Annotated in this window: 13 protein-coding genes and 1 tRNA gene; 12 read left to right on the top strand and 2 right to left on the bottom strand. The window is 61.2% G+C overall.

What is annotated here, in order from left to right; all coding sequences use genetic code 11:
* Positions 1 to 81 precede the first annotated feature (81 nt).
* On the bottom strand, positions 82 to 1,956 hold the full coding sequence (locus J2S67_RS01815) for an AMP-dependent synthetase/ligase (RefSeq protein ID WP_310245719.1): 1,875 nt from the start codon (positions 1,954 to 1,956) through the stop codon (positions 82 to 84).
* 86 nt (positions 1,957 to 2,042) lie between these two features.
* Entirely contained in the window at positions 2,043 to 3,713 is a 1,671-nt protein-coding gene (locus J2S67_RS01820; protein WP_052048455.1) for a dolichyl-phosphate-mannose--protein mannosyltransferase, read from the bottom strand.
* Positions 3,714 to 3,848: 135 nt separating this feature from the next.
* On the opposite strand from J2S67_RS01820, the gene rsmI reads away from it, so the two are divergent.
* The 12 genes from rsmI (at position 3,849) to J2S67_RS01880 (ending at position 17,393) form a co-directional block, all read left to right on the top strand.
* Complete coding sequence (rsmI, locus tag J2S67_RS01825; protein WP_310245724.1) at positions 3,849 to 4,694, top strand: 16S rRNA (cytidine(1402)-2'-O)-methyltransferase; 846 nt, start codon at positions 3,849 to 3,851, stop codon at positions 4,692 to 4,694.
* A 209-nt stretch (positions 4,695 to 4,903) separates the two neighbouring features.
* Complete coding sequence (locus tag J2S67_RS01830) at positions 4,904 to 6,382, top strand: NAD-dependent succinate-semialdehyde dehydrogenase (RefSeq protein WP_035756215.1); 1,479 nt, start codon at positions 4,904 to 4,906, stop codon at positions 6,380 to 6,382.
* A 130-nt stretch (positions 6,383 to 6,512) separates the two neighbouring features.
* A complete protein-coding gene (locus tag J2S67_RS01835) occupies positions 6,513 to 7,505 on the top strand; it encodes a TatD family hydrolase (RefSeq protein WP_310245731.1) in 993 nt (330 codons plus the stop codon).
* A gap of 210 nt (positions 7,506 to 7,715) precedes the next feature.
* Positions 7,716 to 8,912 carry a resuscitation-promoting factor gene (locus J2S67_RS01840; RefSeq protein ID WP_176744712.1) on the top strand — a complete coding sequence of 399 codons (1,197 nt, stop codon included), beginning with the start codon at positions 7,716 to 7,718 and terminating at the stop codon, positions 8,910 to 8,912.
* Positions 8,913 to 9,064: 152 nt separating this feature from the next.
* Complete coding sequence (gene rsmA / locus J2S67_RS01845; RefSeq protein ID WP_084590415.1) at positions 9,065 to 10,024, top strand: 16S rRNA (adenine(1518)-N(6)/adenine(1519)-N(6))-dimethyltransferase RsmA; 960 nt, start codon at positions 9,065 to 9,067, stop codon at positions 10,022 to 10,024.
* Positions 10,021 to 10,998 carry a 4-(cytidine 5'-diphospho)-2-C-methyl-D-erythritol kinase gene (locus tag J2S67_RS01850; RefSeq protein WP_070489968.1) on the top strand — a complete coding sequence of 326 codons (978 nt, stop codon included), beginning with the start codon at positions 10,021 to 10,023 and terminating at the stop codon, positions 10,996 to 10,998. Before rsmA ends, J2S67_RS01850 begins: the two co-directional genes overlap by 4 nt.
* A 157-nt stretch (positions 10,999 to 11,155) precedes the next feature.
* Positions 11,156 to 13,018, top strand: a complete 1,863-nt coding sequence (locus J2S67_RS01855) for an ABC-F family ATP-binding cassette domain-containing protein (RefSeq protein ID WP_310245738.1) — start codon at positions 11,156 to 11,158, stop codon at positions 13,016 to 13,018.
* Between the two features lie 12 nt (positions 13,019 to 13,030).
* Positions 13,031 to 13,810, top strand: coding sequence for a gamma-glutamyl-gamma-aminobutyrate hydrolase family protein (locus J2S67_RS01860; RefSeq protein WP_310245741.1), 780 nt, complete (start codon positions 13,031 to 13,033; stop codon positions 13,808 to 13,810).
* Between the two features lie 98 nt (positions 13,811 to 13,908).
* A tRNA-Gln gene (locus tag J2S67_RS01865) sits at positions 13,909 to 13,980 on the top strand.
* 36 nt (positions 13,981 to 14,016) lie between these two features.
* Positions 14,017 to 15,504 (top strand): bifunctional UDP-N-acetylglucosamine diphosphorylase/glucosamine-1-phosphate N-acetyltransferase GlmU, encoded by a 1,488-nt coding sequence (gene glmU, locus J2S67_RS01870; RefSeq protein ID WP_310245743.1) that lies wholly within the window; start codon positions 14,017 to 14,019, stop codon positions 15,502 to 15,504.
* 62 nt (positions 15,505 to 15,566) lie between these two features.
* Positions 15,567 to 16,547, top strand: a complete 981-nt coding sequence (locus J2S67_RS01875; protein ID WP_035756212.1) for a ribose-phosphate diphosphokinase — start codon at positions 15,567 to 15,569, stop codon at positions 16,545 to 16,547.
* Between the two features lie 219 nt (positions 16,548 to 16,766).
* The gene (locus tag J2S67_RS01880; RefSeq protein WP_035756211.1) at positions 16,767 to 17,393 is read left to right on the top strand and encodes a 50S ribosomal protein L25/general stress protein Ctc; all 627 of its coding nucleotides are present in this window, start codon (positions 16,767 to 16,769) and stop codon (positions 17,391 to 17,393) included.
* Positions 17,394 to 17,560 lie beyond the last annotated feature (167 nt).

Raw genomic sequence — 17,560 nt, forward strand, 5'->3', positions numbered from 1 at the left:
AGGCTTGAGCTCAAACACGGGTGGGCGGTAGCTGGCCACAGCTACCGCCCACCCGTGTTGTTGACCTACGTTGCCGCCCAGCTATGAGCGTTTGCGGTAGATCGTGTTGATCGTGTCAGCATACTGCTGATAGACCTGCGGGCGGCGTACCTTCATCGATGGAGTGAGGGTGCCTTCGTCCTCGCTGAAGTCTTCATCGAGGATCACGAACTTGCGGATAGATTCAGCCCGGGACACGGTCGAGTTGGCGCGGTTGATGTATGACTGGATTTCCTCATGCACGCGCATGTTGCGCACCGCATCGGCCAGGGTCGCTACTCCGGAGACCTTCTCTGCCTTCGCCCAGGTGTGTAGTTCGTCTTCATCCAGGGTCACCAGCGCTGAAACGAAAGGCTTGTCATCACCCAGGAGAACAACCTGGGACACGATGCGGCCTTCCCGCACGATCTCCTCGAGCGGGCCGGGGACAACGTTCTTACCGCCGGCGGTCACGATGATGTCTTTCTTACGTCCGGTAACGGTGAGGAAGCCGTCTTCATCGAGCTCACCGAGGTCGCCGGTGTAGAAGAAGTCCTCGTCGTTGAAGGCTTCCTGAGTGGCTTCCGGGTTGTTCCAATAGCCGGCGAAAACCCCGATGCCTTTCACGAGGATTTCGCCGTCATCGGCGATGCGCACGCAGGTTCCGGGGATCGGCAAACCGACCGAGCCGACGCGCTGTATACCTGGCATGTTCACGCTCAAGGGTGCGGTGGTTTCGGTGAGGCCGTAGCCTTCTAGCACACCGAGGCCGATCGCGTTGAAGAAGTGCGCGAGGTCCGGGAACAGGGGAGAAGCCCCGGAGATCGAGTAGCGAACTTCTCCACCCATGATTTCGCGGATCTTCGGGTACACGAGCTTGTTGTATAGCCGGTATTCGGCCTCATGCAGCGGGTTGCTGCGTGGCTTCTGCTGGCCGCGGCGCACCTGGTCTTCGGCGCGTCCACGTTGGGTCGCGATGTAGCGGGCGCGGCGGAACAGCCAGCCCTTGCCCTCGGCTTCTGCTTTGGCGAGCGCGCCAGCCATGAGTTTTTCGTAGATGCGCGGCACTGCAAGCAGGAATGTTGGTTTGATGTTCGGGAGGTCTCGGGTCACGGTGCGCGGCGAGCAGTGGGAGACCGTGATGTCGCGGTACATGCATGCGTGCTGTACGGCACGGGCGAGGATGTGGGCCAGCGGCAGGAACAGCGCGGTGCGCCCGCCCTCTCCAACGACTTCGCTCAAGTGCTCAACGAGGTTGACGGCTACGAGCGTGATGTTGCCGTGGGTGATGATGCACCCTTTAGGGCGCCCGACGGTTCCGGAGGTGTACACGAGGGTTGCGGGATCGTTGAGTCCCGGGCGGCTGCGGCGAAGGTTCACTTCGTCGTCGGGCACCCCGGAGTCACGTCCGGAGGCCATGAGGTCTGCGAGTCCGGCGCCCACGGGTACACCGTCGTAGAGAACCGTGGCTGGGTGGCCGGCGTCGTTGACGACGTCCATGCGCAGGTGGCGTGGCGCGCGGTCTGCAGGCAGATTCGCTACCGCTTGCGCGGCCGGGTCGGAGGCGTCCGGTGTTTGGGTCAAAAGGTGGCTTGCCCCGGAATCGGTGAGGATCCATTCGATCTGGGAGATCGAGGAGGTCTCATAGATCGATACGGAGATCCCGCCTGCAAACCATGCGGCTTGTTCGGCTAGTGCCCATTCGAAGGATGTGGGGGCCATGATCGCGAGCACGGAGCCTTCTTCGAAACCGTGGGCGATGAGGGCTTTCGCGAGGTCGGTTACGAGGCGTTTGTAGTGTTCCCCGGTAACGTCCACCCAGGTTTCGGCATTGGGGTCATAGACGGAGTAGACGGGTAGGGGCTTGTTGCGTGCAATCCGGTCAAGCAACAGCTGTGGCGTGTTGTAGTTGGATGGCAACGTTTCAAGTTGCGGCATGCACCGTTCGCGCACTGATTCTCCTTGAAGGCCGATGGGTTCTAGCGGTGGGGCAGTCGGCTGCACCGGATAGGGGGGCGGACGGGTTATGTCCAGCTTGGTATCCAGATGCGCCACTGGGCGTGTTCGCTCAAAAGTGTTCCGCCTGTGACGATCGGTAGGAAGAAAGCGGATGTGAGCAGGATGATGGCGACGATGCCGGCTAGGATTCCGGTGCGGATCTTCGCTTGGAGCTTGGGCGTGCCCGGTGGCGGGGCGAGCATACGTAGCGCATAGACGACTGCGAGGATCCAGCTGAGTTGGAAGCCGGTCGTGTAGAAGAAGAACATCGTGCGTTCTGGATAGAACAGCCACGGGATGTAGCCGGCTACAACACCTGCCAGGATCATGAGTGCTACCCAGTCGCGGCGAGCGAGGAAGGCCCACAGCACGATGAAGATGCAGAGGGTCCCGGCCCACCACAGGAGCGGGTTGGGTAGGTCGGTGATGATTTGGACGCAGTTGCGGCCGGGTTCGCATTCGACGCCGTCGCGGGTGGTGGTGTCCCATTTGAACAGCGTTGGGCGCCCTGCAACGAGCCAGGTCCACGGGTTGGACGCCCAGCCGTGGTCTTTGGTCAGCCCGGTGTGGAATGCGTAGGCCTTGCCGTGGTAGGTCAGCAGGTCAGCTAGCGGTGCTGGGAAGAGCTTGACCCATGCCGCACCTTCGCGTTCGGCGAGCCCGTGGCCCCAGGCGCGCGGCTGCATCAGCCACGGTAGCCAGGTGAAAAGATAGGTCAGTGCCGCGACGGGTACTACGCGGATGAACGCGGGGATGCCGTTGTGGAGTACGCCGCCTTTGAGCCATTGTTGGATCCCAGCGGCACGGCGGGCTTGGCAGTCCCACCACACGATGAGTAGGCCGAAGACAGCGACGAAGGTGATTCCGGACCATTTGATAGCGCACAAGGCACCCAGTGAAACACCGATGCCGATCTGCCACGGCCGGGACCATAAGCGCGGCCCCACCCCTTTATAGAGGGCCGCTACCTTGCGTTTATCGCTAGAGGCCTCGGCGTCTCCGGCGAGCGCGTAGGCCAGTTGGCGGCGCCCGTAATCGCGGTCTACGAGTACGAGCCACGCGATGATCGTGATGAACATGAAGTAGAAGATGTCGAGGATCCCGGTCCTCGATAGCGCGATCTGTTGGCCGTCGAGCGCTACGAATACTCCGGCGAGCCCGCCCCATACGGCGGAGCGGAACAGGCGGGTTGCGGCCATGGTTGTGAAGACGGCTGCGATGGTTCCGGCGAAAGCGGTGCCTGCACGCCAGCCGAGCCCGGTGTCTGTTCCGAAGATCGCCATTCCCAGCGCCATGATCCATTTACCCAGTGGTGGGTGGACGACGTAGGAGGCCTCGTTACTCGGTGTTGCCGATCCGTTGACGAAGTCTTCGTTGATGTCTTGCGGCCATTGGCGTTCGTAGCCGTAGTTCAGAAGTGAGTAGGCGTCTTTGACGTAGTAGGTTTCGTCGAAAATGAGTTGGTGTGGGTGGCCCAGGTTGAAGAATCTGATGATCGCGGCGAGTGCACCGATCAGCAGAGGTAGCCACCAGCGCGCGTGTGAAACGACCGTGTTGAGCTTGCCGCCGGGCATGCCGGTGAGGCGGAGCAGTAGCTCGTCGAGGCTCGGTCTTGAACGGCTCAGCTGCGCCCCCTGTTTGCGGTGGGCGTGCTGTTGCCGTTGAGCTTGAGAAGTGGTGCGCGCGGAAACAGTCACAGGCTTACTCTACTGAACTACGGGGTTTGAGGCCGGAAGATGGCTAGGAGGGTAATACCAAAGTAATACGGACACACTGTAGCGGAGGCGATGTGCCGCGGTGTTGGTGTAGTGGCGGCTGGGTAGGCTGGTGGTGTGAGTGATGTAACTGGTCGCATCGAGATTGCTGGTACCCCGATTGGGAATATTGGGGATGCGAGCCCGCGGTTGCTCGCGGCGTTGGAAGAGGCCGATGTGGTGGCGTGTGAGGACACGCGGACCACGGCGAAGCTGTTGCGGGCTTTGGACGTGAGGGCTCGCGGTGAGTTGGTTGCGTATCACGAACATAATGAGCGTTCGCGTGCGGATGAGTTGGTGGAGCGGGCTCGCCGTGGGGCGCACGTTGTGGTGGTCAGTGATGCAGGCATGCCAGGTATTTCTGATCCTGGCTACCGGATTGTCGCGCGCGCGGTCATCGAGGATGTGCCCGTCACGGTGATCCCGGGGCCTTCGGCACTGATCTGTGCACTCGCCGCATCGGGGTTGCCGACAGACCGGTTCACGTTCGAAGGATTCATGCCGCGCAAGGCTTCTGAACGCACAGCCTTCATCCGCGCGATGAGCACTGAGACGCGCACCGTCGTGTTCTATGAGACCCCGCACCGGATCGAGGCGACCTTTCAAGCGCTCGCCGAGGGTTTGGGTGGGCAGCGTCGCGCGGTGATTTCGCGTGAGATTACGAAAATGTTTGAAGAGCATCGGCGTGGAACCCTCGAGGAGTTGCTTGCCGGGGTGGCGGAGGATCCTCCGCGCGGCGAGATCGTGGTGGTGTTAGAAGGTGCCGCTGAAGAAGCTGAAGCCAGCATCGAAGAGTTAGTTCCGCTGGTCCTAGAGCGGGTAGCTGAAGGTGAACGGCTCAAAGACGTGTGCAAATCGCTTGCCGAGGCTTACGGGGTGTCCCGGCGGGAACTCTATGACGCGGCGGTCAAAGCCCGGCCATAAGTGTGGCCCGGCGGTAAGCGTGGCTCGGCGGCGGAAGGGACCTGGCCGTAAGTGTTGCCCGGCCGTAAAAGGGACCTGGCCGTGAAATGGACCTGGCCCTGGCGAGCCGGGCCAGTCAGCGAAATGCGGCGTCGCTTTCTAGCGGAATAGTTTGCCGCACGTATAAGTTGAGCTAAGTAGACCTCGATGATCCGTGGCAAAGGAGAACCATGACTTCACAGCGCGAAGCCGAACTGCTGGAATCAGTCCCGAAGGGGTTGCTGATCAATGGTGAATGGCGCGATGCCTCTGATGGCGGAACGTTCGATGTTCTCGACCCTGCAACGGGGAAGGTTTTGGCTACGTTGGCCTCTGCCACCTCTGAGGATGCTAAGGCCGCTTTGGATGCGGCTGATGCTGTGCAGGCGTCGTGGGCTCGCACCTCTGCCCGTGAACGTTCTGAGATTCTGCGCCGTGGTTTCGAACTGATTCAGGAACGCGCCGAGGATTTCGCTCTGCTCATGACCTTGGAGATGGGTAAGCCTCTGAACGAGGCGATGGGCGAGGTTAAGTACGGCAACGAGTTCATGCGGTGGTTCTCTGAGGAAGCGGTGCGTCACAACGGCCGCTACAACGAGACCCCTGAAGGCAACATGAAGATGATCGTGCAGCACAAGCCTGTTGGGCCGTGCTTGCTGATCACGCCGTGGAACTTCCCGCTGGCGATGGCGACCCGCAAGGTTGCTCCTGCTGTAGCTGCCGGCTGCACTATGGTTTTGAAGCCAGCTAAGTTGACCCCGCTGACTGCCCAGCTGTTCGCTCAGGTCATGATGGAGGCAGGCCTTCCAGCAGGTGTCTTGAACGTGGTTGCTGGTAAGTCGGCTTCCCAGATTTCTGGCCCCATCATGCAGGATCACCGTCTACGTAAGGTCTCCTTCACCGGCTCCACCCCGGTGGGGCGCCAGTTGCTCAAGGACGCCGCAGACAACGTTTTGCGTACCTCGATGGAGTTGGGCGGCAACGCGCCATTCATCGTGTTCGATGACGCCGACATTGACGATGCGGTTGAGGGCGCTATGGCGGCGAAGATGCGCAACATGGGTGAGGCCTGCACCGCGGCGAACCGCTTCCTGGTCCAGGATTCGGTCGCCGAAGAGTTCACCCGCAAGTTCGCTGAGAAGATGGCCGCCCTCAAGCCTGGCCGCGGCACCGAAGAAGACGTCAACGTTGGCCCGGTCATCGAGGAGTCCGCTCGTGAGGACATCCACTCGATCGTGACTAAAGCGGTTGAACAGGGTGCTAAGGTCGCGACCGGTGGCGAGAAGATCGAAGGCGACGGCTACTTCTATCGCCCGACCGTCTTGACCGATGTTCCGCACGACGCCGAGATCCTGCGTGAAGAGATCTTCGGCCCCGTCGCCCCCGTCACGACGTTTGCTACCGAGGACGAAGCGATCGAACTCGCCAACGCATCCGAATACGGTTTGGCCTCCTACATCTACTCGAAGGACTACAACCGCCTGATCCGTGTGGCGGATCAGATCGAATTCGGGTTGGTCGGCTTCAACCAGGGCGTGATCTCCAACGCTGCCGCACCATTCGGTGGCGTCAAGCAGTCCGGTCTGGGGCGTGAAGGTGGCGCCGAAGGTATCGAGGAGTACAGCACCGTGCAGTACATCGGTATCGCAGACCCATACGCCAAGAAGTAAAGCCTTCTGCACAGACTGTGACCTAACGGGGTGGCCATCGCATCAGCGGTGGCCACCCCGTCGTAAACCTCACCCCGCCGATAACCTCACTCCGTCGTTAACCTCGCGGTGCATCGCTAAGGTTGTTGATATGTGTTCTGAACATCAAGGTTTGGTTGTTCCCGGTGAAACCCCGCGGCCTTATGTCCCTGAGGCCCACGAAGGCCTCGGCGATGACAGCGGGCGTAAGCGCGCGGCCGTCAACGAGCAGGGTGCTCGCCGTAAGCTCGAATATCCGCCGGCCCCGCAGCCATTGCCGGTCCCGGTGATCGATAACCACACGCACATGGATTTCCATGACGGCGATGTCGCGTTATCTGTGAGCCAGCACATGGATGTCGCCGAGCAGGTCGGTATCTCTGGGGCAGTCCAGATCGGGACCGATGTTGAGTCTTCGCGCTGGTCTGTTGCCGCGGCGGAATCTGATCAGCGCGTGCTTGCCGCGGTCGCCTTGCACCCCAACGATGCCGCGCGGGCTTATGCGGAAGGCACCCTTGAGGATGATCTCGCGGTCATCGAGCAGTTGGCTGGGCATCCCCGGGTGCGGGCGATCGGAGAGACGGGGCTTGATTACTTCCGTACCACCGAGGAGGGCTGGGCGCCCCAGCACGAATCCTTCCGCCGGCATCTTGATATTGCGCAGCGTTTGAACCTGCCGGTACAGATCCATGACCGGGACGCGCACGATGACACGGTGCGGATCTTGGAAGAAGAGAACTTCGATGGAACGGTTGTCTTCCACTGTTTCTCTGGCCCGGTGTCGATGGCGAAGAAGGCGCGCGAGCGCGGCTGGTATGTCTCCTTCGGCGGGACCGTGACGTTCAAGAACAACCATGAGCTTCGAGAAGCGATCATGGCGGCCGGTCCACAGCTGTTGATGGCGGAGACGGACGCCCCGTTCTTGACTGCTCACCCGTTCCGGGGCCGCCCGAACGCTCCCTACATGACCCCGTACGCGGTGCGGTTCGTCGCGGACATGTTCGGCATGGACCTAGATGAGTTCTGCCACACACTTAACGAGAACAGCACGCGTGTTTACGGGGATTTTGCCGCAGGTTTCACCCAAGAATCGCCTGAACAATAGCCATACCCCGAAACTGTGCAGGAGCTGAAGTAGCGATTTGATAACAATTAGGTTACGATTGTTATCGCATCGTGACCTTCGGTGTGGTGCTGACAAGCACTTCCTTCCCTGAAGGCCGAGCGTGAACGCTCATCGAGCGCTTCATGGAAAAGGTCATGTGTGCAAAGAAATATCCCCGAACATAGTGCCTGTCAAGGCATGAGGTTTTTCGTGAACAAGAAGATGAAACGCGGTCTGATCATTGGCGGCCAGGCAACTGTAGCCTCGGCGCTGGTCTTGGGAACCGTGGGGTTCGTAGCAAATAACAAATCCATCGAGGTTGTCGTCGACGGGGAATCTCAAAACGTCCGTACCTTCGGTGGGAAGGTAGAAGACGCCCTGAAGGCAGCTGATGTCACCGTTGGCCAACACGACCGTGTCACGCCAGCCGTAGACTCCGACATCAAGAACGGCGACACCGTCAACATCCTGACCGCTCACAAGGTCGAATACCAGGTCGACGGCGAAGACAAGACCGTCATGACCACCGCACGCACCGTGGATGAGCTGGTGGATGAGCTCGATCTCGCTGACGGTTCTGACATCAACCTCGACGGTCACGTCCAGTTGGCAAGCGCTGAGAAGCTCACCGTGCTGACCCCTAAGGAAGTCAAGCTCAACCTCGCGGGCAAGAAGTCGACTCTGACTACTACCGCACTCGATGTTGACGCGGTTCTGGCCGATAAGGGCGTCAAGGTTGGTAAGCACGACGAAGTGAAGCCTGCCCGGAACACTGTTGTATCTGATGGCATCACCATCACGTACAACAAGATCCAAAAGAAGAAGAAGACCACCACCGAGGCGATCGCGTTCGAAACCAAGCGTGAAGAGGACGCCAAGCTCGCCAAGGGCAAGACCGAGACGGTCACCGAAGGCAAGGCTGGTGAACGCAAGGTCGTGACCGAGACTGTGATCCGTAACGGTAAGAAGGTCTCCACCAAGAAGGTCTCCGATAAGGTGACCCGCGAGCCAGTCGATGCGCTGATCAAGGTTGGCACCAAGGAAGAAGCCCCAGAGCCTGAGGAGAACTCGGACTCGGAGGAGAGCTCGAACAACTCCTCGAAGGGTAAGAAGAAGAAGTCGAAGTCCAGCTCGAAGGCTAAGGCCCCAAGCGGCGGCGTTTCCTCGACCTGGCAGGCACTGGCTCAGTGTGAGTCCGGCGGTAACTGGAGCATCAACTCCGGTAACGGCTACTACGGCGGCCTGCAGTTCTCGGCTTCCTCCTGGCGTGCAGCCGGCGGCACCAAGTACGCTCCGCTGCCACACCAGGCAACCCCAGCTGAGCAGGTTGCTACCGCAGAGAAGTTGCGCGCTAACGGTGGCTGGGGCCACTGGCCAGCATGCTCGAGCCGTCTCGGCCTGCGCTAAGCCACACGCTGTGCTTTCAGGTCAGCACCTGAACGTTGGCTTATAGCTCCGGAATAAATCACCCGGAATAGGCACTGTTCAAGCCCACGATGGTGCGGGAGTCTCCCGCGGCATCGTGGGCTTGGCCGTTTAAGGACATTAGGATTGAGGGGATGAATCACGTGCCTGAATCTTCTGCTTCAGCTCCGCTTTTGGGGGCTGCTCATATTCGTGCGCTCGCCGATGAGCTGGGTGTGACCCCGACTAAGACGCTGGGGCAGAACTTTGTGATCGATGGGAACACGATCCGCCGCATCGTTGCCGCCGCACACCTCACGGGCGATGAGACGGTGCTTGAGGTGGGGCCGGGCCTTGGTTCGCTGACGTTGGGGATCCTGGATGCCGCTGCGCGCGTGATCGCGGTGGAGATTGATCCGCGGCTGGCCGAGCGCCTGCCGCGCACGGTGGAGCAGTGGCGCCCGGGCACGCATGAGAACCTCACGGTCATCAATGAGGACGCGTTGAAGATCACCGAGCTGCCGGGCGCACCCGATGCGCTGGTTGCGAACCTGCCCTATAACGTCGCGGTTCCCGTAGTGCTGCATCTGTTGGCGCGCTTTGAGAGCATCCGTTCCGGTTTGGTCATGGTCCAAGACGAGGTAGCCGACCGTTTGGCAGCGAAGCCGGGGAACAAGCTCTATGGGGTCCCTTCCGTCAAGGGCGCGTGGTACGGGTCCATGACCAAAGCCGGGGTCATCGGGATGAACGTGTTCTGGCCCGCGCCCAAGATCCGCTCAGGGCTCGTTGCGTTCACGCGTGGCCCCAAACGCGGGGATGAGGCTCTGCGGGAGGCGACGTTTGCGGTGATCGATGCGGCATTCGCGCAACGACGCAAGACGCTACGGGCAGCGTTAGCCGGATGGGCAGGTTCCGCCGCAGCAGCCGAAGAATATCTGCGTGCAGCAGGAGTAGACCCGCAGCTGCGCGGCGAGAAGCTTGAGATCGAGCAGTTCATCGCGATCGCCCAGGCCCGCGCTGCAGCAAGCGACAGCGGCGCGGTAGGCGACAGCGGCGCGGCAGGTGAAAGTAGTGCTGCCGTTGAAGAAGTAGGAGAGCAAGGTGGTGGGGTGTGAGTCTTCCAGCGTTGGAGGAACAATCGGGGTTTGCGCGCACGGTCACGGCGCGCGCACCAGGCAAAATCAACGTCAGCTTCGAATGCGGTGACCCGCGCGAGGACGGATTCCATCCGGTTGCGACCTTGTATCTTGCGGTCGGGTTGGATGAAGAGGTCACCGCCCGTCACCGTGACGACGGCGAGATCGCGGCGGAACTCGATGACGCATCGAGCATCGCGGTGGATCAAGCGAGCTTCCCGGTAGGAGCCGATAACCTCGCAGTGAAGGCCGCGCTCGCTTTGCGGGACGCGACCGGAGTGCACGCTGGAGCTGACTTGCGCATCCTCAAGCGTGTGCCGATCGCTGGAGGCATGGGAGGCGGCTCCGCGGACGCGGCCGCGGCACTCGTTGCGTGCAATGCGCTGTGGGAGACCCGCCTGAGCAGGCAAGACCTCGCCTCGATCGCCGCGGGGCTCGGCTCGGATGTTCCCTTCGCGCTGTTCGGCGGCGCGGCCGTCGGCCTGGGGCGCGGGGAAGACCTCGCGCCAGTGCCGCTGCGCACCGAATCGCACTGGGTTCTGATCCCGGCATCGTACGGGCTCTCAACACCGAAGGTGTATCAGGAGCTTGACCGGCAACGCGAACGAGCCGATGTGAGCGTGCCCGCGCCTCAGGAAGTCTCGCCCGAGGTTCTCCACGCCCTACTCGAAGGGGACCCGCTCAAGCTCGCAGCTTCCGTGCATAACGACCTCACTCCGGCCAGCATCGCGCTTGCACCGGAACTCGCGCACGTCATCGAACGAACCGAGGAAGCCGGGGCGCACAAAACGCTCGTATCAGGCTCCGGGCCAACCCTGGCCTGCATCGCGCACTCATCAGCGCATGCGGAACGGATCTCGATGCAGATACGTGATGAGCTCGACCTACAAACCATCGTGGTGAGCGCACCTGCGGCAGGGGCCTCGATCCTGCCCAACTGCGGCGCAGTTTGATGGCCAGCGCTGCCTGATGACATGCCCGGCCTGGTAGCCAGCGCGGTCTGGAGGCCAGCCCGGCCTGGCGAACTTCACGCGCTGAAACCTGCACGCTGAAAGCATCCACGCACACTATCCACTGAAAACTATTCATTGAGAAGGAAACCCTGTACAGATGTCCCACCTCTTAGGTGCTGAATCGATCTCCATCACGTTTGGTACCCGCACCGTGCTCGATAACGTGACGCTCGGCATCGACGAGGGCGACCGCATCGGGATTGTGGGCCGTAACGGCGACGGCAAGTCCACACTCATGAAGCTTCTGGCGCAACGGATCGAACCAGATACCGGGCGGGTGACGCATCGGCGTGATCTGCGGGTCGGTTACCTCGATCAAGCCGACGTTTTAGACCCCGAACTGAGCGTGCTTGAGGCGATCGTGGGTGATGTTCCGGAACACGAATGGGCCGCCGATGCCCGCATCCGTGACATCATGAGCGGGTTGACCGAAGGCATCGATCTGAACAAGAAAGTCGGGGAGCTCTCCGGCGGGCAACGCCGCCGTACCGCGCTTGCCAAGCTGCTGGTTGCTGACTGGGACGTCATCATGCTCGATGAGCCCACCAACCACCTCGACGTTGAGTCGGTCGCATGGCTGGCTGAGCACTTGAACCAGCGGTGGCGCGCCAACGAGAACGCGTTCCTGGTGGTGACTCACGACCGCTGGTTCCTGGATGCCGTATGCACCATGACGTGGGAGGTCCACGATGCGATGGTGGATGCTTTTGATGGCGGGTATGCGGCCTATGTTCTGGCTCGGGCCGAACGCGACCGCGCCGCTGCGGTCAAGGAAAGCAAACGACAGCAACTTGTCAAAAAGGAGCTTGCGTGGCTGCGCCGCGGCGCACCGGCACGCACCTCGAAACCCAAGTTCCGCATCCAAGCAGCCAACGCGATCATCGAAGACGTTCCCGCACCACGCGAAAGCCTCGAGCTGAAGAAAATGGCGATGGCCCGGCAAGGCAAAGACGTCATCGACGCCGAAGACCTCACCTATACGCTGCCCAACGGCCGCGCACTCTTCGATGACATCACGTGGCGGCTGGCACCAGGGGAACGCGTGGGACTTGTGGGCGTCAACGGTGCAGGAAAATCCACGCTCATGCGACTACTGGACGGACAACTCGAACCGAGCGCCGGGCGCGTCAAGCGCGGCAAGACCGTGGTTTCAGCGATCCTCTCCCAAGAAGTCAAAGAGCTTGATGAGCTCGCGAACACGCGCGTCGTGGACGTCATCAAGGCAGAAGGCAGCCAGTTTGTCGCCGGAGGCCGCGAAGTGTCCGCCGGTCAGCTACTCGAGCAGGTCGGGTTCAACGCGCACAAGCAATACACCCCGGTCAAGGACCTCTCCGGTGGCGAGAAACGCCGCCTGCAACTCTTACGCCTCATGGTGGGTGAACCCAACGTGCTGATGCTCGATGAGCCGACCAACGACCTCGACACCGACACCCTCGCCGCGATCGAAGACCTCCTCGACACGTGGGCCGGAACCCTGATCGTTGTCTCCCACGACCGCTACCTGCTCGAACGCGTCACCGACCACCAGCTCGCACTGCTCGGAGACGGCAAACTCCGCGATCTGCCCGGCGGCGTTGAGCAGTACCTGCAGCTACGCGAACACGCAGCGCACGCCGGCACCGACAACAGCAGGATAAGCCACAGCGGGACAGGCCAGCACGGAGAACCCGCCGCCGCATCGGACGCTGGGGGCGCAGCTGAAGCCCCCGCGCACAAGCCAAACAAGCCAGCGTATTCGGCAGCCGAACAGCGCGAAGCGCGCAAAGACATGCAACGCTACGAACGCCAACTCGGACGCGTCGAGAAGGCGCTCGCCGAGGCAGAAGAGAAACTCATCCAAGCGACCGAGGCCGGGGATTTCGAGGCGGTCACCCAACTCACCCAGGAAGCGGACGCGGTGCGGGAGCAGAGGGACGAGCTGGAGATGGCGTGGCTCGAGGCCTCCGTGAAGATCGGGTAGGGGGGCAGGTTGATGCCAGAACAAACGGAAGTCACTGAGTATCGGCCGGTCTGTGAGTATCGGCCGGTGCGCATCGCGATGAGCTACGTCATGGATGCCGCGAACGTCCCTGTCAGCTATTCCGATGAGCTTCACGGGCTCGCAGCCCATACGGGGCGTTCACTCATTGAGGTCGGCGGGCACGTGCAACCGTGGTTCGTGGATGCTCTCAAACCGGGACGCAGCGCCAGCGAGGTTGTCGCGGGCGCGGAGGCGGTCATTATCCTGGGTGGTGCTGATGTGCATCCAGGGTTCTATGGGTTGGAGCGTGAACGGTGGCCCGAGGTCGATCTTGCAGGTGTGAGCGCGAGCGCCGATGCGTTCGAGATAGAACTCGTGCATGAAACCCTGGCCGCCAATAAGCCGCTGTTAGGGATCTGCCGCGGCCTGCAGATCATCAACGTTGCGCTTGGCGGCACGCTCATCCCGGAGATCGGCAACCCTACGATCCATAAGTCACCACCAGATGGCGACGGCTGGGCTGATCACAGCGTGAGTCTCACCGCCGGCAGCACGCTCGAACGCATCTACGGGTCAGCCGAAATCACGGTGCGTTCCGCGCATCACCAAGCCGTCGATGCGCTCGCCGCAGACCTCGTGCCCGTCGCGACCGCCCCGGACGGCCTCGTGGAAGCCGTCGAACACCGGCAACACTCCAGGATGCTGGCTGTGCAGTGGCATCCCGAAGACCTCAACGGTGATAAAACTCACCTCGATGCGCTCATGACGTGGCTTCTGCGCCGGTTTCATTGACGTACAGATAGACGCTCATAAGACATACGGTTAAGAAAACAAGGCCTAACGTGGCACAATGGACAACGGCCTGAACAGTTCAGCCTGTACCAGGCTGATCCGCCATGGTGTAACGGCAGCACGCCAGCCTTTGGAGCTGTGTGGTCTAGGTTCGAATCCTAGTGGCGGAGCGATAGTGGCAGGGCAGTGGAAGGAAAAACAGCCAGGTGTCCAGCGAAAACGTCCATCCGGCAGCAGTGATCGTTCTAGCCGCAGGTGCTGGAACACGTATGAAATCCTCTAAGCCGAAAATCCTCCACACACTCGGTGGCCGTTCGATGGTCGGCCACGCGCTCGATACCGCGCATGCGCTGGAACCCGATCGCCTCGTCGTGGTTGTGCGTCACCAGCGTGACCGCGTTGCAACCCACGTGCTCGAGCATGCGCCTGACGTGAGCATCGTCGACCAGGACGAGATCCCAGGCACCGGCCGCGCAGTCCAAGTTGGCCTTGAAGCGATGAACGACCTCGCTGAAGGCACCGTCTTGGTGACCTACGGCGACGTCCCGTTGCTTTCCCCGCAGTTGCTCACTGAACTCGTGGAGCGCCACGAATCCGAGGGCAACGCGGCAACCGTTCTGACCGCCGCGGTTGAAGACCCGACCGGCTACGGCCGCATCCTGCGCGATGAAAACGGCGACGTCACCGGGATCGTTGAGCACAAAGACGCCACCGAAGAGCAGCGTCTGATCAACGAAGTCAACTCCGGTATCTACGCGTTCTCCGCGAACGAGCTGCGTTCGGCTCTGGCCCGGGTTTCGACCGACAACGCCCAAGGCGAAATGTATCTGACCGATGTGCTCGGCATCATGCGTGAAGACGGGCACCGCATCTCAACGGCAGTGACCACCGATCAGTGGCAGGTAGAAGGCGCCAACGATCGCGTGCAGCTTTCCGCGCTGGGGCGTGAACTGAACCGCCGCATCACCGAAAAGTGGATGCGCGAAGGGGTCACCATCCAAGACCCTGAAACCACATGGATCGACGTCGATGTCGCTTTGTCCCAAGACGTGACCCTGCTACCGAACGTGCAGCTCGTTGGCCGCACCTCGGTCGGCCAAGGCTCCGTGATCGGGCCAGACACAACCTTGCGTGACACCCACGTGGGCCAGAACGCGACCGTGAAACGAACCGACGCAACCGAATCCCGCATCGGCTCCGGATCGACCGTTGGCCCGTTCAGCCACCTCCGCAAAGACACCGTGCTCGGTGAAGACGGCAAGATCGGCGCGTTCTACGAAACTAAGAACGTCCAGATTGGGGATCGCACCAAGCTCTCCCACCTCGGCTACTCAGGTGATGCGGTGATCGGGGAAGACAGCAACATCGGTTGCGGAAACATCACCTCCAACTACGACGGCGTGAACAAGCACAAGACCGTGATCGGCTCGCACGTTCGCACGGGCGCATCCACCGTGTTCATCGCCCCCGTCGAGATCGGTGACGGCGCATACACCGGCGCTGGCGCGGTAGTCCGCAAAGACGTCCCTGCTGGCGCACTTGTGATCTCTGATGCCCCGCAGGTCAATAAAGAAGGCTGGGTTGAAGCTAAACGAGCAGGAACCCCCGCCGCCGTCGCCGCGGCCCTGACTGAAGCAAAGAACTCCACCGGATCGGATACAGCCCGTACCGGTTCGGATGAAACACGCCCCTGATTCGGTACAGTCATAGAAGCTCCAACTAACACCCCATCCTCGAGGAGAACGGACAGCTCGCAATGTCTGAACTGAGCTACAACGTAGACAAAAAACTGGTCTTGGCTTCCGGCCGAGCCCACCCAGAGCTGGCACAACAGATCGCCGACGAGCTCAAAACCGAGCTCGCCCCAGTTTCCGCATATGACTTCGCTAACGGTGAGATCTATGTCCGCCCCGGGGATTCCGTCCGCGGTAAAGAATGCTTCGTCATCCAGTCCCATCCGTTCCCGATGAACAACTGGCTCATGGAGCAGCTGATCATGATCGATGCGCTCAAGCGCGCCTCAGCCCGCCGCATCACCGTGGTCTCGCCGTTCTACCCGTACGCTCGCCAGGACAAGAAGGGCCGCGGCCGCGAGCCGATCACCGCGCGCCTGGTCGCTGACCTTTATAAGACCGCTGGCGCTGACCGTATCATGTCCGTGGACCTGCACACCTCGCAGATCCAGGGTTTCTTCGATGGCCCGGTCGATCACCTCATGGCGATCCCGTTGCTCGCTGACTACATCCGCACCCGTGTAGGTAACGAACCGCTCACGATCGTCTCCCCGGACACCGGCCGTGTGCGTGTGGCTGAAATGTGGGCTGAACGCCTCGGCCACGCGCCGCTGGCATTCGTGCACAAGACCCGTGACCTCACCGTGCCGAACAAGGCCGAATCAAAGACCGTGGTCGGCGAGGTTAAGGATCGCGTCTGCATCCTGATCGACGACATGATCGACACCGGCGGCACCATCTCCGGCGCGGTTTCGGTACTGAAGAACGCTGGTGCTAAAGACGTCATCATCGCGGCAACGCACCCGGTCTTCTCAGATCCGGCAGCGCAGCGTTTGAGCGAATCCGGTGCGCGCGAAATCGTTGTGACCAACACGTTGCCTGTTCCAGCTTCGAAGCGTTTCCACAACCTCACGGTGCTCTCGATCGCCCCACTGCTGGCGCGCGCGATCAAGGAAGTCTTCGAAGACGGCTCCGTCACGAGCCTGTTCGACGGCCGCGCCTAACCATGCGAGCTCTGCTAAACTAGGGGAGTTGCCCAGGCGAGGGGAACTACGGTTCCCGTGATCGACGAGGCCTTCTGGATTTACCGGCTAGCACAAGGTGCAGGCCGAAGGTGAGCTTAGAAGCCACGACGAGCCCCCGGGGCGAAGACCAGCCAACACCACCGCACACGCGGAGATATTCACGGTGTGGCGTCATCGACCAATAGGAGAAGAGCTCTCATGCAGAAATTCGAATCCCTTGACGTAGAGGTCCGCGAAGACTTCGGTAAGGGTTCGGCACGGCGCGCACGCCGCGACGGCCAGATCCCAGCTGTTGTTTACGGCCACGGCTCCGAGCCAGAGCACCTGCTGCTCCCATCGCACCAGACCACCCTGGCTGTCCGCCAGCCGAACGCTATTCTGTCCCTCAAGGTCGCAGGCGATGAGCGCCTCGTCATGGTGAAGGACATCCAGCGCCACCCACTGCGCCAGACCGTTGATCACCTCGACCTGCTGATCGTCAAGCGCGGCGAGAAGGTCTCCGTCGATGTCTTCCTCGACTACCAGGGCGAGGTCGCCCCAGGTCTGGCAGCAACCCTCGACATCCAGGAAGTCACCGTCCTGGCAGAGGCACTCAACATTCCAGACACCCTGGTTGTCAACATCGATGGCCGCGAAGAAGGCTCCGTCCTCGCATCCGAGATTGAACTGCCTGAAGGCGTTGAGCTCGAGATCGAAGAAGACACTGTCATCGCGACGATCGCTGAGCCACAGGAAGTCGAGCTTCCAGAGGACGAGGAAGCAGAAGAAGGCGAAGAAGCTGCCGAGGCTCCAGCGGAAGAGAAGTCCGAGGAAGACAGCGAGTAAGCCTCACTGGGACTGCCCGAACTCTCAGGAAGGCCGCCACATGTGTGGCGGCCTTCCGCCATTTAAAGATCAGCCAAAGCGAAGAGTGCGCTTTATATAGAAGTCTGTATTGGCGAGCTATGTTGAGTGATCATTCTTTCATTGCTCGTTCACAGTGAATCACAGGA

This window comes from Pseudoglutamicibacter albus (genome assembly GCF_031458175.1).
Lineage (GTDB): Bacteria > Actinomycetota > Actinomycetes > Actinomycetales > Micrococcaceae > Pseudoglutamicibacter > Pseudoglutamicibacter albus.

Bases quoted from the DNA above. Each gene is read 5' to 3' on its own strand.
- J2S67_RS01830 (WP_035756215.1), top strand. From the start codon at position 4,904: ATGACTTCACAGCGCGAAGCCGAACTGCTGGAATCAGTCCCGAAGGGG.
- J2S67_RS01835 (WP_310245731.1), top strand. From the start codon at position 6,513: ATGTGTTCTGAACATCAAGGTTTGGTTGTTCCCGGTGAAACCCCGCGG.
- rsmA (WP_084590415.1), top strand. From the start codon at position 9,065: ATGAATCACGTGCCTGAATCTTCTGCTTCAGCTCCGCTTTTGGGGGCT.
- J2S67_RS01855 (WP_310245738.1), top strand. From the start codon at position 11,156: ATGTCCCACCTCTTAGGTGCTGAATCGATCTCCATCACGTTTGGTACC.
- J2S67_RS01815 (WP_310245719.1), bottom strand. From the start codon at position 1,956: ATGCCGCAACTTGAAACGTTGCCATCCAACTACAACACGCCACAGCTG.
- J2S67_RS01880 (WP_035756211.1), top strand. From the start codon at position 16,767: ATGCAGAAATTCGAATCCCTTGACGTAGAGGTCCGCGAAGACTTCGGT.
- J2S67_RS01860 (WP_310245741.1), top strand. From the start codon at position 13,031: ATGCCAGAACAAACGGAAGTCACTGAGTATCGGCCGGTCTGTGAGTAT.
- J2S67_RS01875 (WP_035756212.1), top strand. From the start codon at position 15,567: ATGTCTGAACTGAGCTACAACGTAGACAAAAAACTGGTCTTGGCTTCC.